Annotated in this window: 19 protein-coding genes; 11 read left to right on the top strand and 8 right to left on the bottom strand. The window is 72.9% G+C overall.

Features of this window, described 5'->3' with window-relative positions; genetic code table 11:
* The first annotated feature begins 58 nt into the window (after nt 1-58).
* Nucleotides 59-802 (top strand): 4-hydroxy-tetrahydrodipicolinate reductase, encoded by a 744-nt coding sequence (gene dapB / locus ABD284_RS02935; RefSeq protein WP_386699232.1) that lies wholly within the window; start codon nt 59-61, stop codon nt 800-802.
* 42 nt (nt 803-844) lie between these two features.
* Here dapB and ABD284_RS02930 read toward each other — a convergent pair whose 3' ends face one another.
* The 3 genes from ABD284_RS02930 to ABD284_RS02920 form a co-directional block, all read right to left on the bottom strand.
* Nucleotides 845-1,597 carry an MIP/aquaporin family protein gene (locus ABD284_RS02930; protein WP_344140660.1) on the bottom strand — a complete coding sequence of 251 codons (753 nt, stop codon included), beginning with the start codon at nt 1,595-1,597 and terminating at the stop codon, nt 845-847.
* Nucleotides 1,598-2,010: 413 nt separating this feature from the next.
* The gene (locus tag ABD284_RS02925) at nt 2,011-2,892 is read right to left on the bottom strand and encodes a 1,4-dihydroxy-2-naphthoate polyprenyltransferase (RefSeq protein ID WP_344140658.1); all 882 of its coding nucleotides are present in this window, start codon (nt 2,890-2,892) and stop codon (nt 2,011-2,013) included.
* 120 nt (nt 2,893-3,012) lie between these two features.
* Nucleotides 3,013-3,555: a GNAT family N-acetyltransferase gene (locus ABD284_RS02920; RefSeq protein WP_344140777.1), complete on the bottom strand. Its 543-nt coding sequence runs from the start codon at nt 3,553-3,555 to the stop codon at nt 3,013-3,015.
* A 210-nt stretch (nt 3,556-3,765) separates the two neighbouring features.
* On the opposite strand from ABD284_RS02920, the gene ABD284_RS02915 reads away from it, so the two are divergent.
* On the top strand, nt 3,766-4,152 hold the full coding sequence (locus ABD284_RS02915; protein WP_344140656.1) for a phage holin family protein: 387 nt from the start codon (nt 3,766-3,768) through the stop codon (nt 4,150-4,152).
* A gap of 64 nt (nt 4,153-4,216) precedes the next feature.
* Here ABD284_RS02915 and ABD284_RS02910 read toward each other — a convergent pair whose 3' ends face one another.
* Nucleotides 4,217-5,650: a short-chain fatty acid transporter gene (locus tag ABD284_RS02910; RefSeq protein WP_344140653.1), complete on the bottom strand. Its 1,434-nt coding sequence runs from the start codon at nt 5,648-5,650 to the stop codon at nt 4,217-4,219.
* Nucleotides 5,651-6,115: 465 nt separating this feature from the next.
* Between ABD284_RS02910 and dapA the strand changes: the two genes are divergently transcribed.
* From dapA to ABD284_RS02865, 9 genes are all read left to right on the top strand, one after another.
* Nucleotides 6,116-7,093, top strand: coding sequence for a 4-hydroxy-tetrahydrodipicolinate synthase (gene dapA, locus ABD284_RS02905; RefSeq protein WP_344140650.1), 978 nt, complete (start codon nt 6,116-6,118; stop codon nt 7,091-7,093).
* Nucleotides 7,090-8,775, top strand: a complete 1,686-nt coding sequence (locus tag ABD284_RS02900; RefSeq protein ID WP_344140648.1) for a ribonuclease J — start codon at nt 7,090-7,092, stop codon at nt 8,773-8,775. Before dapA ends, ABD284_RS02900 begins: the two co-directional genes overlap by 4 nt.
* Nucleotides 8,776-8,889: 114 nt before the next feature.
* Nucleotides 8,890-11,436 (top strand): DNA translocase FtsK, encoded by a 2,547-nt coding sequence (locus ABD284_RS02895; protein ID WP_344140646.1) that lies wholly within the window; start codon nt 8,890-8,892, stop codon nt 11,434-11,436.
* Between the two features lie 228 nt (nt 11,437-11,664).
* Nucleotides 11,665-13,035 carry a helix-turn-helix domain-containing protein gene (locus tag ABD284_RS02890; protein ID WP_344140643.1) on the top strand — a complete coding sequence of 457 codons (1,371 nt, stop codon included), beginning with the start codon at nt 11,665-11,667 and terminating at the stop codon, nt 13,033-13,035.
* A 363-nt stretch (nt 13,036-13,398) separates the two neighbouring features.
* Nucleotides 13,399-14,850, top strand: coding sequence for a 30S ribosomal protein S12 methylthiotransferase RimO (gene rimO / locus ABD284_RS02885; RefSeq protein ID WP_344140641.1), 1,452 nt, complete (start codon nt 13,399-13,401; stop codon nt 14,848-14,850).
* A complete protein-coding gene (gene pgsA, locus ABD284_RS02880) occupies nt 14,847-15,431 on the top strand; it encodes a CDP-diacylglycerol--glycerol-3-phosphate 3-phosphatidyltransferase (protein WP_344140639.1) in 585 nt (194 codons plus the stop codon). The genes rimO and pgsA overlap by 4 nt, the downstream gene beginning before the upstream one ends.
* Nucleotides 15,428-15,952: a CinA family protein gene (locus ABD284_RS02875; protein WP_344140637.1), complete on the top strand. Its 525-nt coding sequence runs from the start codon at nt 15,428-15,430 to the stop codon at nt 15,950-15,952. The genes pgsA and ABD284_RS02875 overlap by 4 nt, the downstream gene beginning before the upstream one ends.
* 158 nt (nt 15,953-16,110) lie before the next feature.
* Nucleotides 16,111-16,470: a helix-turn-helix domain-containing protein gene (locus ABD284_RS02870; RefSeq protein ID WP_344140635.1), complete on the top strand. Its 360-nt coding sequence runs from the start codon at nt 16,111-16,113 to the stop codon at nt 16,468-16,470.
* 187 nt (nt 16,471-16,657) lie between these two features.
* A complete protein-coding gene (locus ABD284_RS02865) occupies nt 16,658-17,125 on the top strand; it encodes a Dps family protein (RefSeq protein WP_344140633.1) in 468 nt (155 codons plus the stop codon).
* A 74-nt stretch (nt 17,126-17,199) separates the two neighbouring features.
* Here the strand turns inward: ABD284_RS02865 and ABD284_RS02860 are convergent, their stop codons facing one another.
* The 4 genes from ABD284_RS02860 to ABD284_RS02845 form a co-directional block, all read right to left on the bottom strand.
* Nucleotides 17,200-17,652: an RrF2 family transcriptional regulator gene (locus tag ABD284_RS02860; RefSeq protein ID WP_155998719.1), complete on the bottom strand. Its 453-nt coding sequence runs from the start codon at nt 17,650-17,652 to the stop codon at nt 17,200-17,202.
* A gap of 164 nt (nt 17,653-17,816) precedes the next feature.
* Nucleotides 17,817-19,268 carry a glycoside hydrolase family 3 protein gene (locus ABD284_RS02855; protein WP_344140630.1) on the bottom strand — a complete coding sequence of 484 codons (1,452 nt, stop codon included), beginning with the start codon at nt 19,266-19,268 and terminating at the stop codon, nt 17,817-17,819.
* A gap of 121 nt (nt 19,269-19,389) precedes the next feature.
* Nucleotides 19,390-20,316: a carbohydrate ABC transporter permease gene (locus ABD284_RS02850; RefSeq protein WP_344140628.1), complete on the bottom strand. Its 927-nt coding sequence runs from the start codon at nt 20,314-20,316 to the stop codon at nt 19,390-19,392.
* Nucleotides 20,313-21,311, bottom strand: coding sequence for a carbohydrate ABC transporter permease (locus ABD284_RS02845; RefSeq protein ID WP_344140626.1), 999 nt, complete (start codon nt 21,309-21,311; stop codon nt 20,313-20,315). Before ABD284_RS02845 ends, ABD284_RS02850 begins: the two co-directional genes overlap by 4 nt.
* Between the last annotated feature and the right edge of the window lie 53 nt (nt 21,312-21,364).

Genomic DNA, 21,364 nt, shown 5'->3' with positions numbered 1-21,364 from the left:
GGGAGTCCGGGGCGCGGCGCCGGCCGGGCGCCGCGCGGGCTCCGGTACGGTAATGGCCGTGATCAAGGTAGGAGTGTTCGGCGCCTACGGGCGCATGGGGTCCGAAGTCGTCAAGGCGGTCGAAGGCGCCGCCGACACCGAGCTGGTCGCCGCGGTCGACGACCCGGCCGAGCGCGGCGCCGTACGCGGCGCCGACGTCGTCGTCGACTTCACCCACCCCGACGAGGTCGTGGGCAACATCCGCTGGCTCGCCGAGAACGGCATCCACGCCGTGGTGGGCACCAGCGGCTTCGACGACGCCCGGATCGCCGAGGTGCGCGAGACCCTGGCCGCCAATCCCGGTCCCAACGCGCTGATCGCGCCCAACTTCGGGATCGCCGCGGTGCTGATGATGAACTTCGCCGCCAAGGCGGCGCCCTACTTCGAGTCCACCGAGATCGTCGAGCTGCACCACCCGAACAAGGCCGACGCGCCCAGCGGCACCGCCTACCGCACCGCCGAGCTGGTCGCCGGCGCCCGAGCGCGGGCCGGCGCCGAGCCGATGCCCGATGCGACCACCTCCGAGATCCCCGGCGCCCGCGGGGCCGACGTCGAGGGGGTGCGGGTGCACGCGCTCCGCATGACCGGGATGATCGCCCACCAGGAGGTGGTCTTCGGCACCCACGGCGAGACGCTGCGCATCCGCCACGACTCGATGAACCGCGAGTCGTTCATGCCGGGCGTACTGCTGGGCGTGCGCCGCGTCGCCGGGCTGCCCGACCGGGTGACCGTGGGCCTGGAACCCCTGCTGGGGCTGGACTGAGCGCGGCCGGGCCGGCGCGCCCGGCCGCAGGCCCGCGCTCCGCTAGACCGTGAACCCCAGGAGTACGAAGGTCTGGGCGGCCAGCACACCGCCGATGATCGGGGCCACAATGGGCACCCACGCGTAGGACCAGTCCGAGCCGCCCTTGCCGGGGATGGGCAGCAGCGCGTGGGCGATGCGCGGGCCCAGGTCGCGCGCGGGGTTGATCGCGTACCCCGTCGGGCCGCCCAGCGACAGGCCGATGGCCAGCACCAGGAAGCCCACCAGCAGCGGGGCGAAGCCGGTGCCGAACAGGTCGGCGAGCGTGCCGTCCTGGATGTTGCCGAGCGGGTTCATGTTGGCGTTGATCCCCAAAATTCCGAAGATCAGCATGAACGTGCCGATGACCTCGGTGAGGAAGTTGGCCCCGATGCTGCGAACCGCGGGAATGGTGCTGAACACGCCGAGCTTGGTCTCGGCGTCGGGGGTTTCGCGCCAGTGCCGCAGGTAGGCCAGGTAGACGATCACCGAACCGAAGCAGCCCCCCGCGATCTGCGCCGCGATGTAGCCGGGCACCTGGCTCCAGGGCATCTGGCCGATCGAGGCCAGGCCCATAGTGACGGCCGGGTTGATGTGGGCGCCGCTGTACTGGCCGACGGTGTAGACGGCCATGGCCACGGCGAGGCCCCAGCCGAAGGTGATGACGATCCAGCCGCCGCCTGCGGCCTTGGAATGGGCGAGCGTGACACCGGCGACGACGCCGCAGCCAAGCAGCGTGAGGATCGCCGTTCCGACGAACTCGGCCAGATAAATCATGAGGACCTCCGCCGTTACGCCGCCGCGGCCGGTTGGGACGCGGAACCGGCTGCGAGGGCGGCGTGCTGGCCGTCCCGCGGCCGCAGCGGACCCGCACCGGGTGGGACCGGTGCGGAACGCTGAGACGAGTGTGATTCAGGTCACATTCGATGTCAACGACTGCTCCGGGCCCCGCTGCCCAACATGCGGAAATCCGACGCGATAGGCATTTCCTCCCACACCCCGCCGCAAACAGCGGGCGGCCCGCCTATTGCACGCGCAAGCCGCGATGCGACACCCGGTGCCATACGCCCGGCGGAGCACCGCCGCGGTAGAGCGCGCGGAAGGGTCGGTGCGCAGCTCAGCACCAGCGCCGGCCCGCGGCCGAGCGCGGCGCGCCGCTCGCCCCCGCCGTCCGCGCGGACCGGACGGGATCAGCCCAGAGCGCCCAGCGCCAGCCCGGCGGTGAACAGCGCGCCGAACACCATCTGCAGCCGCCCGGTCTCGCCCAGCCCGGCGACCAGGTCGCGGCCCGTCTGCCCGCCCAGCACCCGGCGCACCGGCGGCACGGCGGCCGGCGCGGCCAGCAGCACCAGCGCCACCCACCAGCTCGCCGCCGCGGTCGCCAGGGCGCAGACGAAGGCGCCCCCCACGCACCCTGCGTACAGCCGGCGCGTGCCGGCCTCGCCCAACCGCACCGCAAGCGTGTTCTTGCCGGTCAGGGAATCGGTGCCGAGGTCGCGCAGATTGTTGATCACCAGGACCGAGCAGGAGAGCAGCCCCACCGGGACGGCCGCCACCCATCCTTGCCAGGGGACCCCCTCCACCTGGACGAACACCGTGCCCACCACGGCCACCAGGCCGAAGAACACGAACACCGACACCTCGCCCAGCGCGCGGTAGCCGTAGGGGCGCCGCCCGCCGGTGTAGAACCACGCCGCCACGATGGAGACCGCGCCCACCAGCACCAGCCACCACGCCGTGGTCGCCGCCAGCACCAGGCCCAGCGCCGCCGCCGACGCGAAGCAGGCCCAGGCGGCCGAGAGCACCCGCCGCGGCGCCGCCAGCCGGGCGGCCGTCAGCCGGGTCGGTCCCACCCGCTCCTCGGTGTCGGTGCCGCGCACGCCGTCGCTGTAGTCGTTGGCGTAGTTCACGCCCACCTGCAGCGCCAGCGCCACCCCCGCCGCCAGCAGCGCCTTCCACCACACGGCGCCGCCGGCGCCCACCGCGACCCCCGTGCCCACCGCCACCGGGACGATCGAGTTCGGCAACGTGCGGGGACGCGCCCCCGCCACCCACTGGCTGACCGTGGCCACGCGTCGACCCTTCCTCACTTGTGCCGGCCGCCCCGAGCGGTGCGCCCGGGGCCGGGATTCCACGTTAGCGCCGCCGCGCCGCCCGCCCGCGCGGGGAGGGGACGAGGCGCCGGCGCGCGCTCAGCCGCTGACGGCGGCGTGCAGGCGCACCATCGGCAGCGGCGCGCCCGGGTCGAGCTCGCGCGTGGCGCCGTCGGGCCGCCACCCGGCCGCCTCGGCGAAGGACCGCAGCGGGTTGGCGGACTCCAGCACCCACAGCAGGGCGGTGTGGAAGCCGTCGTCGACCAGGTGGTCCACGGCGGCGTTCAGCAGCCGGCTGCCGTGGCCCTCGCGCACGTGGTCGGGGTGCACGTGCAGCGCGTAGACCTCGGCGTCGGTGCCGGGCCAGCAGTCGGGGTCCTCCGCGGGACCCAGCGCGGCGAACCCCACCACCGCGCGGTGGTCGGTGGCCACCAGCAGGCGGTGCCGGGAGGTCGGCGGCGCGGTCAGCGCGCCGTGCCACTGCTCGCGGAACCGGGCCGCGGCCTCCTCGCTGCCGATCTCCGCCAGCACCGGCTCGGGCAGCAGCGGGCCGTACATCGACCGCCAGGCGGCGACCTGCACCTCGACCACGGTGCCGATGTCGGCCTCCCGGGCCGGCCTGACAAAGCGCTCCGTCGACACCGCTAGGTCCTCGATCCCGTCCTCGAATCCACGGGCGGGCCCGCCCGTCCCGGCGAGCTCCGCGCCAGGCATGCTTTCAGTGCGCGCCGCGCCCGGCAAAACCGCGGCGCCGCTTCGGCCCCCGACCGCCTCTCGGGGCACCCCTGGGAAACCCCGCAATACCCGGTCGCCGCGTTCCCCCGGCGCCGGGAGCATGGCAGCATCGTGCGGGTGAGCATCATCATCAGAGTCCTCATCAACGCCGTCGCCCTCGGCGCCGCGGTGTTCCTGATCGACGGCCTCAACGTCGGCACGACGTCGACGAGCGAGGCGGTCATCGCCTACATCGCCCTCGGCGCTCTCTTCGGCGTGGTCAACGCGGTGATCAAGCCGATCGTCAAGACGGTCGGCTGCGCCTTCTACATCCTCACCCTCGGACTGATCTCGCTGGTCGTCAACGCTCTGCTGCTGCTCCTCACCGGGTGGCTGGCCGGGATGCTCGGCCTGGCGTTCACCATCGACGGGTTCTGGCCGGCCTTCTGGGGCGCCATCGTCATCTCCGTCGTCAGCTGGGTGCTGAGCCTCCTGCTTCCCGGCAAAGACTCCGACGAGGACTGAAGCGGCCCGCGGGCGGCGGCACCGGACCACGGTCCCGTGCCGCCGCCCGCGCGTGTCCGCGCCCTCACCGCAGGAAGGTGATGCACAGCGAGGCCGCGACGATGCCGAAGACCATCACCACCGCGCTGTAGCCCAGCACCCTGCCGGCCCGCAGGCGGGTCAGGGCCAGCAGCGGCAGCGCCCAGAACGGCTGGATCCCGTTGGTGAGCTGGTCGCCCATCGCCACCGCCATCACGCCCACCCCCGGCTCCAAACCCAGCGATGCGGCGGCGTCGGTGACGATCGGCCCCTGCACGGCCCACTGCCCGCCGCCGGAGGGAACCGCCAGGTTGACCAGGCAGGCGCTCATCATCGCCCAGAAGGGGTAGGTGAGCGGCGTCGAGAAGGACACGAACCACTCGGCGATCGTCTCCAGCAGCCCCGAGTGCTCCATGATGCCCATGATCCCGGCGTAGAAGGGGAACTGGATGATCACCGAGGACGCGTTGCGGGCGCCCTCGGACGCCGCTGAGGCGTAGCCGGCGAGCGTGCCGTGCAGGGCCAGGCCCAGCATCAAGAACGTGAAGTTGAGCAGGTTGAGGTCCATGCCCACGATCCCGCCGCGCACCAGTTCGGGGACCAGGTAGACCGCCCCCGCGGCCACGACGACCAGCACCGGGACGCGGCTGTGCATCAGCCGCTCGGCGGGCGAGAGGGACCGGTCGCCGGAGTCCGCGGGCCCGCCGGTCCCGTTCTTGCGGCCCAACTGCTTCTTGCGGTCGCGGCGGCGCCGGGCGCCCGTCTGCGGCCGGTCCGCGGACGCGCTGCCGGCGGCCTCCGCGGCGGCGCCCGCCGGCTGCTCGGCGATCTCCTCGGCGTCCTCGGTGCGCGGGTGCATGCTCAGGATGAGCAGCGGGGCGCCGATGAGCATCACCGCGAGGAAGACGAGGTTGAACGGCTGGAACAGCGTCTCGCTCAGCGGCAGCACGCCGATCTCGGACTCCAGGAAGTGTCCCTCGGTGTTGACCAGCAGGGGGGCCGACCCGGAAAGGCCGCTGTGCCAGACCATCAGGCCTACGTAGCCGCCGGCGGCCAGTAGGGGGAAGTGCACCTTGATGCCGCGTGCCTTGCAGGAGCGCGCCACCTCCACGGCCAGCAGCGCACCGGCGATCAGGCCCAGGCCCCAGTGCAGCATGCCCAGCACCGCGGCGCCCGCCGCGGTGAGCACGTAGGCCGAGCGCGGGCCGCGGGGCAGCCCGGCGAGTGCCGCGATGCCGCGTTTGGCGGGGGGAGAGGACGCCAGCGCGTACCCGGTCACCAGCACCAGGGACATCTGCATGGCGAACTCCAGCAGTCCCCAGAAGCCGGAGTACCAGTCGTCGATGAGGGTGAGCGGCCCGTGGTCGGTCAGTCCCAGGGCCAGGAGGTAGACGAGTACCGTCAGCGCGATCGCGAAGACGAACGCGTCGGGGATCCACCGCGTGCTGAACGCGGCGAGGGCATTGCCGATGCGGCGCAAGACGACCCTCCATCGGGTGCGGGCGGTGGGGGAGCGGGCCCGGCTCCCGGTCGGGGAGGCCGCGCTCCGGGGAGGCGAGGCAGGGGAACGGGGAGAGAAAACGGGAGACAGGGGGCGGCGACGGGCCCGCCGCGACCGGGCTGCCCGATGTGCGCTCGAAGTGTGTAACGCAGTTCACTGCCGAGTCAAGATCGTCGGCGCCCGCCGGCCGGCGGAAGCCATATGTCGGCCTCCCACACCCCGACGCGGTCAGGGCGCCCGGTGCCTGCCGCAGCGCCCGCATGCGGGCGGTCCGCGTCCGCGCCGCCCCCGACGCGCCCGGCGCCGCGGCGCACGGCACTCACCGTCCGCTCGCCGCCGGAACCGGCTCCCAACAGGTCGGATCATGGGTGAATGCGGCGAAAAAACCACTTCGGTGGGGGTCGCATGGGCGCAGGTGGGGCCGCGGCGCGGTACGTTTTCCCTATGTCAGGCAGCACTTCGCCGAGCGCGCCTTTCGGCCAGATGTTGACCGCAATGGTCACACCGATGCAGGAGAACGGCGACGTCGACTACGACGGCGCCGCCCGCCTCGCCACCTACCTGGTCGACGAGCAGCGCAATGACGGCCTCATCATCAGCGGTACCACTGGAGAGTCGCCGACCACCAGTGACGAGGAGAAGGACCGGTTGCTGCGCGCCGTGCTGGAGGCCGTCGGCGACCGGGCCGTCGTCGTGGCCGGGGTCGGGACCAACGACACCCGCCACAGCAGCAGGCTCGCCCAGAGCGCCGAGCGCGCCGGTGCGCACGGCCTGCTGCTGGTCACCCCCTACTACAACAAGCCCCCGCAGGAAGGGCTGATCCGGCACTTCACGTCGATCGCCGACGCCACCGAGCTGCCGGTCATGCTCTACGACATCCCGCAGCGCACCGGCACACCGATCGCCTCCGAGACCCTCGTGCGGCTCGCCGAGCACCCGCGCATCGTCGCCAACAAGGACGCCAAGGACGACCTCGGCGCCAGCTCCTGGGTGATGGAGCGCACCGACATGGCCTTCTACTGCGGCTCGGACATCCTCAACCTGCCGCTGCTGTCGGTGGGCGCCTCCGGCTTCGTCAGCGTCGTGGGCCACATCGTCGGCTCCGACCTGCACGACATGGTCGACGCCTACCAGGGAGGCGACGTCGCCCGCGCCCTGGCCATCCACCGCCGCCTCACGCCCGTCTACACCGGAATATTCCGGACCCAGGGCGTCATCACCACCAAGGCGGTGCTGAACATGTTCGGCCTCCCCGGCGGGCCGGTCCGCACTCCGCTGGCCGACGCCTCGCCCGAGCTTCAGGCCCTGCTGCGCGAAGACCTCGCCGCGGCCGGTGTCAAGGGACCGATCGGTCTGGCCCCCCACCAGGCGGTGCCGGCCAGCGTCGTAGGGGTCGAACGGCTGACGGAAGGATCCGCATGAGTCATCCCCACCCCGAGCTCGGCCCGCCGCCCCCGCTGAGCCCCGACGCGCTGCGCGTCGTGGCACTCGGCGGCCTGGGCGAGATCGGCCGCAACATGGCGGTCTTCGAGTACCGGGGCAAGCTGCTGATCGTCGACTGCGGCGTGCTGTTCCCCGAGGAGGAGCAGCCCGGAGTCGACCTCATCCTGCCCGACTTCGACTACATCCGGGACCGGCTCGACGACGTTGAGGCCCTCGTGCTCACGCACGGCCACGAGGACCACATCGGGGCTGTGCCGTTCCTGCTGCGCGAGCGCCCCGACATCCCGCTGGTGGGGTCGCGGCTGACGCTGGCGCTGCTCTCGGCCAAGCTCGGCGAGCACCGCATCAAGCCCGAGACCGTCCAGGTAGCCGAGGACGACCGCCGCTCCTTCGGCCCCTTCGACCTGGAGTTCCTCGCGGTCAACCACTCCATCCCGGACGCGCTCGCGGTGGCCGTGCGCACCGAGGCCGGCACGCTGCTGCACACCGGCGACTTCAAGATGGACCAGCTGCCCCTCGACGGGCGGCTGACCGACCTCGCCGGGTTCGCCCGGCTGGGCAGCGAGGGCGTCGACCTGCTGATGGCCGACTCCACCAACGCCGAGGTACCCGGGTTCGTCACCAGCGAGCGCGACATCTCGCCGGTGATCGACAGCGTCTTCGACCAGGCCGACCAGCGCATCATCGTCGCCTGCTTCGCCTCCCACGTGCACCGCGTCCAGCAGGTGCTCGACTCGGCCAAGGCCCACGGCCGCAAGGTCGCCTTCGTCGGCCGCTCGATGGTGCGCAACATGAACATCGCGCGCGACCTGGGCTACCTGACCGTGCCCGCCGACCTGCTGGTCGACGTCAAGCAGCTCGACGACCTGCGCCCCGACGAGGCCGTGCTGGTCTCCACCGGGTCCCAGGGCGAGCCGATGTCGGCGCTGACCCGCATGGCCAACCGCGACCACCAGATCCGCATCGAGCAGGGCGACACGGTCCTGCTGGCGTCCTCGCTCATCCCGGGCAACGAGAACTCGGTCAACCGCGTCATCAACGGCCTGACGCGCTGGGGCGCCAAGGTGGTGCACAAGGGCAACGCGCTGGTGCACGTCTCCGGCCACGCCCCCGCCGGCGAGCTGCTGTACGTGCACAACATGGTGCGGCCGCGCAACTTCATGCCGGTGCACGGAGAATGGCGGCACATGCGCGCCCACGCCCGCGTGGCCGCCCTCGCCGGGCTCGACGAGGACCGCATCTGCCTTGCCGAGGACGGCGTGGTCGTCGACCTGCACAAGGGGCGGGCGCGCATCACCGGCAAGGTCCAGGCCGGCTACGTCTACGTCGACGGCGCGTCGGTGGGCGACGTCACCGAGTCCGCGCTCAAGGACCGGCGCATCCTCGGCGAGGAGGGGTTCATCTCGGTCATCGTGGCCGTCGACTCCACCTCCGGCAAGATCGTCGGCGAGCCCGAGATCCACACCCGCGGGGCGGGCATCGGCGTCGAGGCCTACGACGAGGTCATCCCCAAGGTGCAGGACTCGCTGGAGAAGGCCGCCTCCGACGGCATAACCGACCCCCACCAGCTGCGCCAGCTCGTGCGGCGGGGGATCGGCCGCTGGGTCAACGAGACCTACCGCCGCCGGCCGATGATCGTCCCGGTGATCGTGGAGATCTGACCCGCAGGCAACCCACGGGCGCCGCCCGGTCCGCTGGTCAGAGGCGCCCGCCCGGGCGACACGCCGGGCGGGCGGTGCCGACGAGCGGGCCGGGCGCGCTGTAGGCTGCCGACCATGGCCACCCGTGCGCCCAAGACCCCCCAAGGATCCGGCGGCGGAGCGTCCCGGGGCGGCGCGACCGGCGGCTCCGGACAGAAGCGGAAGCAGGCGCCGGCGCGCAAGACCCCGGGGGCCTCCGCGCAGCGCACCCGCGCATCCGCGGCCAAGCGCAGGCCCGCCGCCGCCGAAGGCCCCGTAGCGCTGCTGTTCGTGTGGACGGGCCGCGCCCTGCTGCTCGTGTGGCGGCTGATGGCGCACACCGTCGGCGGACTCGCACGCGCCGCCGGGCGCAGCGCCCGCGACCTCGACCCCGACCTCCGCCGCGACGGGCTCGGCCTGGTGCTGCTGGCGCTCGGCCTGCTCATCGCCGCCGCTGTGTGGTGGGACACCCGGGGTCCGCTGCCGGAGGCCACCCGTACCGTCGTCGTCGGCGCCTTCGGCACCTTCTCGCCGGTGCTGCCGCTGCTGTTCCTGCCCTTCGCCTGGCGGCTGATGCGCACCCCCGGCACCGGCGAGACCGACGTGGGCCGGCTGTTCATCGGCTCCACCGCACTCCTGGTGGGCCTGCTGGGGCTGATCCACATCGGCCACGGCATCCCCTGGCCCGCCGACGGGCCCGAGGCGGTGCGCCGCGCCGGCGGCATCATCGGCTTCGCCGCCTCCGGTCCCCTCAGCCTGCTCATCACCCCTTGGGTGACCGGGGTTCTGCTCGGGCTGCTGCTGCTCTTCGGCCTGCTGGTGGTCACCGCCACCCCCGTCCACCGCATCCCCGAGCGCATGCGGGCCCTCTTCGGCGGACTCATGGAGCGCGAGGGGGGTCCCGACGCCGGAATGGCCATCCTCGACACCCCCTCCGAGGCGGAGGCCGCGCCCGAACGGCCCAAGCGCAAGCGCAGGCCGCGCGCGGACGAGGCGGTCGCCAAGACGGCGGAGGACGGCGGCGCGGGCGTGGCCGGCGCCAACGAGCGCCCCTACGACACGCCTGTCGTGTCCGCGACGGACAAGAAGGCGCAGGCCGCGGTGCCCGACCACACGCCGCCGCCCGAAGCCGCCGAGCAGCTGTCCATCCCGCCGCGCGTCGTCGACGGCGACTACGAGCTGCCGCCGCCGCCCACGCTCAAGCCCGGCACGCCGCCCAAGCCGCGCACCAAGGCCAACGACACGGTGGTCGAGGCGCTCAACGGCGTGATGGAGCAGTTCAACATCGACGCCGAGATCACCGGCTTCACCCGCGGGCCCACCGTGACCCGCTACGAGATCGAGCTCGGCCCGGCCGTGAAGGTCGAGAAGGTCACCGCGCTGACCAAGAACATCTCCCTGGCCGTCAAGAGCGCCGACGTGCGCATCCAGTCGCCGATCCCCGGCAAGTCGGCCATCGGCGTGGAGATCCCCAACTCCGACAAGGACATCGTCAGCCTCGGCGACATCCTGCGCTCGACCCCGGCCACATCCGACGAGCACCCGATGCTGGTGGGCCTGGGCAAGGACATCGAGGGCGCCACCGTGGTGGCCAACCTCGCGAAGATGCCGCACGTGCTGGTCGCCGGAGCCACCGGCGCCGGCAAGTCCACCTGCATCAACGGGCTGATCACCTCGATCATGATGCGGGCCACCCCCGACGAGGTCCGGCTGATCCTGGTCGACCCCAAGCGGGTCGAGCTGACCATGTACGAGGGCATCCCGCACCTGATCACCCCGATCATCACCAGCCCGAAGAAGGCGGCCGACGCGCTGCAGTGGGTCGTGGGCGAGATGGACCGCCGCTACGACGACCTCGCGGCCTCGGGCTACCGCCACATCGACGACTTCAACGCCGCGGTCTCCGCCGGCGAGCTCACCGCGCCGCCCGGCAGCGAGCGCGAGTACGAGCCCTACCCCTACCTGGTGGTGATCGTCGACGAGCTGGCCGACCTGATGATGGTCGCCCCCCGCGACGTCGAGGACGCGATCGTGCGCATCACCCAGCTCGCCCGCGCGGCGGGCATCCACCTGGTGCTCGCCACCCAGCGCCCCAGCGTCGACGTCGTCACCGGGCTGATCAAGGCCAACGTGCCGTCCCGGCTGGCCTTCGCCACCTCCAGCCTCTCCGACAGCCGCGTCATCCTGGACCAGCCGGGCGCCGAGAAGCTCGTCGGCAAGGGCGACGCGCTGTTTCTGCCCATGGGTGCGGGCAAGCCCATCCGGCTGCAGAACGCCTGGGTCACCGAGAAGGAGATCCGGGCGGTCGTCGAGCACTGCAAGAAGCAGGCCGAGCCCAGCTACCGCGACGACGTGGGCGCCGCCGAGGCCAAGAAGAAGGAGATCGACGAGGAGGTCGGCGACGACCTCGACCTGCTGCTGCAGGCCATCGAGCTGGTGGTCACCACCCAGTTCGGCTCCACCTCGATGCTCCAGCGCAAGCTGCGAGTCGGCTTCGCCAAGGCCGGGCGCCTGATGGACCTGATGGAGAGCCGCGACGTGGTCGGCCCGAGCGAGGGCTCCAAGGCGCGGGACGTCCTGGTCACGCCGGACGACCTGCCGGGCGTGCTGGCCGTCGTCCGCGGCGACGGCGGAACCGGCTGACCCGACTCCACCCGCGCCGCCGCCCGTCCCGGGTGCATTGACCTAGTTTTAACCGCTTCATGGGGTGTGTCAGGGTGCCTTTCCGGCAGAAGGTACGCAGAGTGGTGAAAGACCTACTCTGCGGTGTTGCGCAGTCGCATGCGACCGCGCACCGGAGCGGGGCCGAGGGTCGCGCGCCGCCGTCGTGCGGGCACCGCGACCGTACCCCCACCCTGGGAAGGGGCGGAGATGAGCACGATCGGCCGGACCATCGCCGCGGCTCGCGAGAGCGCCGGCTACAGCCTCGCCGAACTGAGCACCCGCACCTGCATCCGGAGGCCGGTGCTCACCGGAATCGAAGACGACGACTTCCGCGCCTGCGGCGGCGACTTCTACGCCCGCGGCCACATCCGGGCCCTGTGCCGCGAACTGGGGATCGACCCGGCGGAGCTGATCGAGCTCTACGACCGCGAGCACGCCAAGGAGCGGACCGTCCCGGCGTTCACCGACAGGCCGGTGACCGGCCGCGGCGACGACTCCGCGGACGACCGCGGCGCCGACGCGCCCGAGCGGACACGGGAGGGCGCCGACAGCGGCGCTCAGCGGGCCGGCACCGCCCGCTCGGAGGACTCGGAGCCGCTGCCGACCGTGCCGGCCCCGCGGACCGCCCACAGCGCCTCCGGCGCTCCTCAGGGGGGCGCCTCAGCGGCGCCTCGGGGCGGCGGCAGCGGCGGGTCCGGCGAACGCACCGGTGAGGGATCGCGCCGGTTGGGCCGCAGGCGGCGCGGCGGTAGGAGTGCCGCCGCCGGCGCGGCGGGCGCAGGAGCAGGAGCCGTGCCCCGGGGCCGCCACAGCGGGTCCGGCGGCGCGGAGCAGGGGCGCGGCAATGGCGCCGATGCCGAAGGGGCGGAAACCGCTGCCGCGGCCGAGGGCGCCGTCCCCGAGCCGCGCCGCAAGCGCAGGCCGTCACTGCTGTCGGCGACCCTCGCCGCGGCGCGCCGCTCCTGGCCGCTGGTGGTGGTCGTCGCGATCGCCGGAGCGGCGGTGGGCGCCGCCCTGGGCGCCTGGCCGGACGGCGGTTCCGGGCAGACGGCCGGCGGCCTCGTCCAGCGCGAGGAGCGCCCGGCCGACGCCGTCCCGGCACCCGAGCCCTCACCGCAGCAGCAGTCCCGGCAGCCCCAGCGGCCCCCGGAGGCCCAGCGGCTGCAGGACGCCCAGGAGCCCCGGAATTCCCGGCAGGCGCGGGAAGGCCTGCAGTCCCGGGGCGGCCAGAGTCCCCGGGGCACCCGCGAGGCCGGGGGCGGCGGTGACCGCTCGGCCGGCTACGGCACCGGCATGAGCAGTGTGACCACCAGCGAGCGCAAGGCCGAGGAGGTCCGCCTCACCGTCAGCGCTCTCGATCGGGTGTGGCTGCGCGTCACCGACGCCCAGGGCGACAACCTCTACACCGGGGTCCTGGACAAGGACGACGTGCGCGGCTGGACCGACCCCGACGAACTGCGGCTGCACGTGGGCAAGGCCTCGGCGGTGCGCATCACCGTCAACGACGAGCACATCGGCAGGCCCGACTCCTCCGCCCGGATCGGCCGCTTCACCTTCTCGGCCACCGACCTGCACTAAGGCGTTTTCGACGGGTCCGCTCGTTGCGCGCCGTGCACTCGGGTGCGCCGCGCCCGGGGCGCGAAGGGCCGTTGTTCGGGCGCGGGCGCTGCGATGGGGACCGGTGCCGCGCTCGCACGGCCGGGGAGGGAGGCGGGGGTCTCCGCCGGCTTGGAAGAACGCGGCGGGAGTTTGTGCCGGTAGTGCCGGGGCGCCGCGCAGTGGGACAGCGACCCACCGGACACGCCCGTGCGCGCGGCGGCGCGGCGGACGGACGGTGCGGGGAGGGGTCCTCCCGGCGGGCGAACACCGGCCGGGAGGACCTACCCTGGTAGAGGCGGGGAGTCCCGCCGCCCACGATCCGCTCCCCTAATGTTGGAAGCCATGTCATCGCGCCGCAAAGTCTCGCTCGTCACCCTCGGCTGCGCCCGGAACGAGGTCGACTCCGAAGAGCTCGCCGGACGACTCGAATCCCAGGGCTGGGACCTCGTCGGATCCGACGGCGGTGAGAAGGCCGACGTCGTCGTCGTGAACACCTGCGGGTTCATCGACGCGGCCAAGCAGGACTCCATCGACGCCCTGCTCTCCTCGGCCGAGGACGGCGCCAAGGTCGTCGCCGCCGGGTGCATGGCCGAGCGCTACGGCTCCGAGCTCGCCGCGGAGCTGCCCGAGGCGCAGGTCATCGGCTTCGACGACTACGCCGACATCTCCGAGCGCCTCGACGACGTCCTCGCCGGCCGCAGCCTCACGCCCCACGAGCCCCGCGACCGCCGCACCCTGCTGCCGATCTCCCCGGTCGAGCGGCCCGAGGGCCGCCAGGCGCACGTGCCCGGCCACGCCCCCTTCGACCCGGCCGAGCCGCTGCCCGAGGGGGTGGCGCCGGCCTCGGGCCCGCGCATTCCCCGCCGCCGGCTGACCGGGGGACCGGTCGCCAACCTCAAGATCGCCTCGGGCTGCGACCGCCGCTGCACCTTCTGCGCGATCCCCGCCTTCCGCGGCGCCTACATCTCCCGCCGGCCCGACGACGTCGTGCGCGAGGCCGAATGGCTGGCCGGGCAGGGCGTCCGCGAGCTGTTCCTGGTCAGCGAGAACTCCACCTCCTACGGCAAGGACCTGGGCGACCTGCGCGCACTGGAGACCCTGCTGCCCCGGCTCGCCGCAGTCGAGGGCATCGAGCGGGTGCGCGTCAGCTACCTCCAGCCGGCCGAGATGCGGCCCGGGCTGGTCGAGGTGCTGACCTCGACCCCCGGCGTGGTCCCCTACTTCGACCTGTCCTTCCAGCACGCGAGCGGGCCGCTGCTGCGCCGGATGCGCCGCTTCGGCTCGCGCGAGCGGTTCCTGGAGCTGCTGGCCACCGTACGCGAACGCGCGCCCGAGGCCGGGGTGCGCTCCAACTTCATCGTCGGGTTCCCCGGCGAGACCGAGGACGACCTCGCCGAGCTCACCGCCTTCCTGCAGGAGGCGCGGATGGACGCCGTCGGCGTCTTCGGCTACTCCGACGAGGACGGCACCGAGGCCGCCGGACTCGACGGCAAGCTCCCCGACGAGGACGTCGCCGAGCGGGTCGACCGGCTCAACCGGCTAGCGGAGGAACTCATGGCGCAACGGTCCGAGGAGCGTGTGGGCTCCACCGTCGAGGTCCTCGTCGAAGCCGAGCTGGACGACGGCGTCTACGAGGGCCGCGCCGCCCACCAGGCCCCCGAGGTCGACGGCAGCACCGTCGTGCACGCGGTCGGCCTGTCGCCGGGCGACGTCGTCACCGCCACCGTCACCGAGGCCATGGGCGCCGACCTGGTCGCCGAGGCCTCCGCCACGCAGGGGTCGGCACCGCGATGAGCACCCACGAATCCGCACCCGGCCACGTGCCGCTGTGGAACATCGCCAACATCCTCACCGCCAGCCGGCTGGTGATGGTCCCGGTGTTCGTCGCCTTCATGTTCCTGGACCACCCCGCCTGGCGGTTCGCCGCCTTCGCGGTGTTCGTCGTGGCCGCCGTGACCGACCGCGTCGACGGCGAGCTCGCCCGGCGGCGCAACCTGGTCACCGACTTCGGCAAGGTCGCCGACCCCATCGCCGACAAGGCGCTGACCGGCGCCGCGCTGATCGTGCTGTCCATGCTCGGCGAACTGTGGTGGTGGGTCACCGCGGCCATCCTGGTGCGCGAGCTCGGCATCACCCTGCTGCGCTTCGCCGTCATCCGCTACGGGGTGATCCCGGCCAGCCGCGGCGGCAAGCTCAAGACCGTGCTGCAGGTCGTCGCGATCTCGATCTACCTGTTCCCGCTGCCCGAGCCGCTGGCCTTCCTCGCGCACGTGGCCATGGGCGCCGCCCTGGCGGTGACCCTGTGGACCGGCGGCGACTACGTCGTCCAGGCGGTGCGGCTGCGCGGCCGCTCCTCCGGCGCGGCCGGCGGATGAGCGCCGGCGGCCCCGCGCCGCGCCCCGCGCTGCCGGGTGCCGAGCCCGCCGCGGCGGCGCTGCGCGCGCTTGAGGCGGCCGGCGCGACCCTGGCCACGGTGGGGTCGCTGACCGGCGGGCTGATCGGGGCGGCGCTGACCGGCGTCGCCGGCGCCTCGGCGGTCTACCGGGGAGGGGTTGTGGCCTATGCGACCGACCTCAAGGCCGGCATGCTCGGGGTCCCCCGCGACCTGCTGCGCGACCGGGGCGCCGTCGACCCCGGCGTCGCGCGCGCCATGGCCGAGGGGGCACGCGACCGGCTCTCGGCCGACTTCGGCCTCGCCGTCACCGGTGTGGCCGGGCCCGACCCCCAGGACGGCCATGCCCCCGGAACCGTCTACGCCGCCGTCTGCGGCCCGGGCGGCCACTGCCGTGTGAGCGAGTTCTCCCTCACCGGCGACCGCGCCGCCGTGCGCACCGGGACCACTGAACAGGCACTTCTTCTGCTGGGCGCCGAAGTGGCGGCCATCACGGGCAGATAACGGCCTCCATGCAGTTCCAAGGCGCCGTTCCAGGGAACAAACCGTCACCAAGATCGTGTTATCCCTGCAGCGAACAGGAAGCCGTGAGGTGCGACGATCGGGCCAGAGGCAGGTACGGTGTTCTCCATGAAGGTCGCTACCGGTGGGAGGGAGCGCGAATGATGGTCCTGCTTCGTCACCTGACTGGTGACGTGCTACGGCGGCTAAGGCAGCGACAGAGCCGCACCCTCCGCGAGGTGTCGGCCGATGCTCGAGTGTCATTGGGGTATCTCTCCGAAGTCGAGCGCGGGCAGAAGGAGGCCTCCTCCGAACTGCTCTCCTCGATCTGCGGGGCCCTGGGCGTGCCGCTCTCCCAGGTGCTGCGCGAGGTCGCCGACCAGCTCGCTCTCGCCGAGCTGCAGGAGGCCGCGCTCCTCAGCGGATCGGTCCCGGCCGACTCCGTCCCCTCCCACGACCACCTCGGCATCGACTCGGTGCCCGACCGTGTTCCCGATGTCGTCGACATGGTGGGCGTCTGAGCCCGCCTGACCCCGAACCCGCAGCCGTGGCCCCACGGCGAGCAGACGGCGAAGGCGCCGACCGCGAACCCGCGGTCGGCGCCTTCCGCGTATCCGCCGCCGGTGGCCCCACCCGGGTTTCCGCTCCCTGCGCCCAGGGCAGCAGCGTCCGTGGAGGCAACGAACGCCACTTCGGGGGATGATCGCCATGACCAAGATTCACGGACCGCTGGACGACGGCGCCCGCAAGACCACCGGCGAGGCGCTGCAGACCGCGGTCGTGGACCTCATCGACCTCTCGCTGACGGCCAAGCAGTGCCACTGGAACGTGACCGGCCGCTCCTTCCGCTCGGTCCACCTCCAGCTCGACGAGCTCGTCGACGTGGCGCGCAAGCACACCGACGTGCTGGCCGAGCGCGCCGTCGCGATCGGCGTCAATCCCGACGGCCGGTCCTCCAAGGTCGCCGGCGACTCCAAGGTTCCCCAGGCCGATCCGGGCTATCTGCAGGACGACAAGGTGATCGCGCTGATCACCGACGTCCTCAACGGCCTCGTGGCGCGGTTCCGCGAGCGCGTCGACGCCACCGCCGAGGCCGACCCGGTCAGCCAGGACCAGCTCATCGCCGCGTCCGAGGAGCTCGAACAGCAGCACTGGATGTTCGAGGCCATGCGCTGACGCTGCGGCGAGGAAGCGGCGCCGGGCCCTGCGCGCACGCGGGGCCCGGCGCCGTCGTTTCAAGGCCCGGGCGCTCAGCTGGCCCAGGCGTCGGGGTCCTCCGACAGGGTGCGCACCGTCGGCGGCAGCCTGCCGGTCGAGACGTCCTCCAGCGTCACGCTCTCCAGGATCGAGCGCTCGCTGGCCCGCAGCGCGATCCACACCTGCTGGAGGCTGCGCGCCGCACCGTCGTAGTCGACGTGCTCGGGGCGCTCGCCGCGGACGTTGGCCAGAGGGCCGTCGACCGCGCGGATCACGTCGGCCAGCGAGATGTCGGCGGGGGACCGGGCCAGCCAGTAGCCGCCGACCGGGCCCCGCTGGCTGCGCACGAGCCCTGCACGGCGCAGCTGGGTCAGGATGTTCTCCAAGAACTTTCCGGGGATGGCCTGGGCACGCGCCAGCTGTTCGGCCGTCACCGGGCCGCCACTGGCGGCGGCGAGCTCGGCCGCGGCACGCAATGCGTAGTCGACCCGGGCAGAAAGGCGCATGCTGCGATTATGCCGCGGGAGCGGGGTTCGGCGCGCCAGCGGGGCCGCGGAGTGGCGGGGAAGCGGCGGTGAGCTGCATCAGTGGTTCTCCTAGGCGCGAGTCTGCGGCGAAGCGCGCTCGGCGGCGCCCGGCCGGCGGGCGGCGCCGAGCGCCCCCGCCCTTCTCACCCTACCGACGCGCCCGCGGGCGCCCCCAGAAGTTCGGCCGCGCTCTGGCCGTTGACCCGCGCCGCGCCGTAGGTGCTGATGTGCGCCCGGCACCGCGGGCGCCACGCCGGCAGGCCCATCTCGACCACCACCAGCTCCGGGCGCAGCCGGCACAGCTCGTCGACGAACTCCCGTGTGTCGGGATAGCGGTGCGCGTCGCGCACGACCACCACCAGGTCACGGGAGCGGGCCGCCTCCAGCACCTCGGCCGCGTCCGCCGCGGCGGCGTCCAGCCGCCGGGTCCCGGGAAACCACGGTGACAGCCCCCACGGGACCTCGCCCACCGCGATGCCCGGCGGCGCGTCGATCTCGACCACCACCGGGTCGCGCAGCGAGCCCAGCTCGCCCTCGACCCGCACCGCCCGCCGCGCCGAGTCCAGCCCGATGTGCTCGGCCACCTCGGCCGTCGGCCGGTCGGCCGTCCAGGCCCGCAACTGCGACGTGCGCCAGGCCGCCTCCTCCAGGCGCTCCGCGCTCAGGCGCCCCTCGGCGACCGCCTCGGTGATGGCTCTGCGGACGGCGGCCACTCCGTCGGCGTAGACGAACCGGCCCAGGCACAGCAGGTCGCATCCGGCGATCAGCGCTTGCACCGCCGCTTCGGGGATGCCGATGCGGGCGCTGACCCCCTCCATCTCGATCGCGTCGGTGACGATCGCGCCGTCGAACCCGAGCTCGGTGCGCAGCAGCCCGCTCACGACGCTGGGCGCCAGCGTCGCCGGGCCGCTCAGCCCCAGCTCGGGCAGGCGGATGTGGGCGGTGAGGATACTGCGCACGCCCGCCTCGATGGCCGCCTGGAAGGGCTTCAGCTCCCGCTCGAACAGCAGCTCGCGGTCGGCGCCCACGACCGGCAGCTCCAGGTGGGAGTCCTGGCGGGTGGCGCCGTGGCCGGGGAAGTGCTTGGCGCAGGCCGCCACGCCGCCCTCCTGCAGTCCGGACACCGCGGCCGCGGTGTGGCGGGAGACCAGCGCGGCGTCGGCGCCGAAGGAGCGCGTGCCGATGCCCGGGTTCTCCGCCTCCGTGTTGACGTCGGCCGAGGGCGCCAGGTCCATGGTGAAGCCCAGCCGGCGCAGCTGCGCCCCCAGCGAGCGGTGCACCGCCCGCGTCAGGTCGGCGTCGTCGACCGCGCCGAGCGCGGCGTTGCCGGGGTAGCCGCTGCCCCGCCTCTGACCGATCCGGGTCACGTCGCCGCCCTCCTCGTCCAGCGAGATCAGCGGCGCTTCGGCGGCCTCGCCCAGCTGCGCGTTCAACCGCGCCACCTGCTCGGTGTCGGCGATGTTGTTGTGGAACAGGCAGACGCCGGCCATGCCGCCCGCGAGCCCGTCGAGTACCCACGTCGGGGCGTCGTAGGACTCGAACGGCACCAGCAGGGTGGCGTTGGCGAGGCGGTCCAGGCGCGGATCAGCGGGCATGGGGACTCCGTTCACGAGGAAAGGGCGGCGGTGCGGGCGCGCGGCGGCGGCCGGTGCCGCGCCCGGGCGGGTGCGGCACCGGCCCGGGACGGGACGGGGCGGGCGGGTGGGTGGAGGGCCCTCAGCCCTTGACCGCGCCCATGGTCAGGCCCGACACCATGCGGCGCTGGACGAACAGGAAGAACGCCATCACGGGCAGGGTCAGCAGCGTGGAGGCGGCCATGATCGAGCCCCACTCCGTGCCGAACCGGCCGAAGTAGTAGGACAGCGACAGCGGTAGCGTGTACTCCTCCGTGCTGCGGCCCAGGAAGGTCAGCGCGACGATGAACTCGTTCCAGGCCGTGATGAAGGCGAAGATGCTGGCGGCCACCAGGCCGGGGGCGACCAGCGGCATGAGGATCCGCCAGAACACCGTCCAGGGTCCGGCGCCGTCGATGGCGGCGGCCTCCTCCAGCTCCTTGGGCACCGCCGCCACGAAGCCGCGCAGCATCATGATCGTGATGGGCAGCGACACCGCCGTGTAGACCACGAGGATGCCCGACAGGTTGCCCAGCATCTGCAGGCCGGTCGCGTCCTGGAAGCGCCGGAAATTGATGAAGATCGAGATGATCAGCGCCTCGGCGGGCACCATCTGGATGACCATCAGCAGGATGATGAAGGCCCCGCGCATCCGGAAGCGGAACCGGGCCACCGCGACCGCCGCCAGCAGCGACAGCACGGCGCCCGCCGCGACCGAGCCCAGCGTCACCATCAGGCTGTTGGCGAGGAACTCCCAGAAGCGCACGCCGGGGATGAGCTGGCCGTTGATCACCCGGTCGAAGTGCTCCAGCGTCAGCGTTTCCGGGAACAGCCGGGTGTTCTTGGAGAAGATCTCGCCGACCGGCTTGAACGCGGTGGCCACCATCCAGTAGACGGGGAACACCGAGAACAGGAACACGGCGGCGCCGGCGGCGTACAGGCCGGCCCTGCGCACCAGCACCCCGGCGGGGGCGCGGCGCCGGCGGCGCGGGGCGGCGGGCGCTGGGCGCGCCCCGGTTGTCGCGGTCATCGGGTCTCCCCCTGGCGGATCATGATGCGCAGGTAGTAGGCGGTGACGGCCAGGATCATCACGGTCATCACCACCGCGATCGCCGAGCCCATGCCGTAGTTGGCCGGGCTGGCCGAGAACCCCTGCTGGTAGATGTAGTACGAGAGCAGGTAGACCGACTTGTTCTGGAAGCTGTTGGCCAGGATGTAGAGCTGGGTGAACACCCGCAGGTCCCAGATGATCTGCAGCACCAGCAGCAGCGCGAACAGCGGGCGCAGCATCGGGAAGGTGACGTTCCAGAACGAGCGCCAGCCGCCGGCGCCGTCGACCCGGGCGGCCTCGTAGAGCTCGTGCGGGATGCTCTTCAGGCCGGCCAGCACCGAGACGGCGATGAACGGGAACGACTGCCAGACGATCACCGTGATCAGCACGCTGAACAGCGACACCGGCTCCAGGAACCAGTTGTAGTTCAGCCAGCCGCCGCCCACGAGCCAGTCCGGCAGCCGGTCCAGCGCCACGTTGACCAGGCCCCGCTCGGGCAGGAACAGCCAGCGGAAGACCAGCGAGGCGCTGATCGCGGGGGTGGCCCAGGCCAGCATCATCCCCACGGAGACCGCCACCGAGAACCAGCGCGGCAGCCGGTGCAGCAGGATGCCCACCAGGGTGCCCAGCACCATGGTCACGCCCACCATCAGCACGCACACGACCACGGTGTTGCGCAGGATGGTCCAGAACTCGGGGTCGCTGAGCAGCCGGCGGTAGTGCGCGAAGTCGTTCCACTCCGGCGCGGGCGCGTTGGGCAGCAGGTGGCGGATCGTATAGGAGTGCAGGGAGTTCCACACCATCTGCACCACCGGCCACACCAGCACCAGCGCCAGGATGACGAGTGCGGGGGCGATCAGCAGGTAGGGCGTGGGGACCAAGCGGCGGCGGCGCCCCGGACCGGGGCCGCCGGGCCCGGCGGGCGGCGGCTCCGGCGGGGTCTGCTCCCGCACCGCTTCGGCGGTCTGTGCCATGGGGACTTCGCAATCAGGTCGGGTCCGGGGCGGCGGGAGGAGAGGGCACCGCC

Source organism: Streptomonospora arabica, assembly GCF_039531585.1.
GTDB classification, from domain to species: domain Bacteria; phylum Actinomycetota; class Actinomycetes; order Streptosporangiales; family Streptosporangiaceae; genus Streptomonospora; species Streptomonospora halophila.
This window is presented reverse-complemented; position numbering and strand designations above follow the sequence as displayed.

Coding starts and splice junctions, on each gene's coding strand:
- ABD284_RS02930 (WP_344140660.1), bottom strand. CDS start 1,597: ATGATTTATCTGGCCGAGTTCGTCGGAACGGCGATCCTCACGCTGCTT.
- dapA (WP_344140650.1), top strand. CDS start 6,116: ATGTCAGGCAGCACTTCGCCGAGCGCGCCTTTCGGCCAGATGTTGACC.
- ABD284_RS02900 (WP_344140648.1), top strand. CDS start 7,090: ATGAGTCATCCCCACCCCGAGCTCGGCCCGCCGCCCCCGCTGAGCCCC.
- ABD284_RS02895 (WP_344140646.1), top strand. CDS start 8,890: ATGGCCACCCGTGCGCCCAAGACCCCCCAAGGATCCGGCGGCGGAGCG.
- ABD284_RS02890 (WP_344140643.1), top strand. CDS start 11,665: ATGAGCACGATCGGCCGGACCATCGCCGCGGCTCGCGAGAGCGCCGGC.
- rimO (WP_344140641.1), top strand. CDS start 13,399: ATGTCATCGCGCCGCAAAGTCTCGCTCGTCACCCTCGGCTGCGCCCGG.
- pgsA (WP_344140639.1), top strand. CDS start 14,847: ATGAGCACCCACGAATCCGCACCCGGCCACGTGCCGCTGTGGAACATC.
- ABD284_RS02875 (WP_344140637.1), top strand. CDS start 15,428: ATGAGCGCCGGCGGCCCCGCGCCGCGCCCCGCGCTGCCGGGTGCCGAG.
- ABD284_RS02870 (WP_344140635.1), top strand. CDS start 16,111: ATGATGGTCCTGCTTCGTCACCTGACTGGTGACGTGCTACGGCGGCTA.
- ABD284_RS02865 (WP_344140633.1), top strand. CDS start 16,658: ATGACCAAGATTCACGGACCGCTGGACGACGGCGCCCGCAAGACCACC.
- ABD284_RS02860 (WP_155998719.1), bottom strand. CDS start 17,652: ATGCGCCTTTCTGCCCGGGTCGACTACGCATTGCGTGCCGCGGCCGAG.
- ABD284_RS02855 (WP_344140630.1), bottom strand. CDS start 19,268: ATGCCCGCTGATCCGCGCCTGGACCGCCTCGCCAACGCCACCCTGCTG.
- ABD284_RS02850 (WP_344140628.1), bottom strand. CDS start 20,316: ATGACCGCGACAACCGGGGCGCGCCCAGCGCCCGCCGCCCCGCGCCGC.
- ABD284_RS02845 (WP_344140626.1), bottom strand. CDS start 21,311: ATGGCACAGACCGCCGAAGCGGTGCGGGAGCAGACCCCGCCGGAGCCG.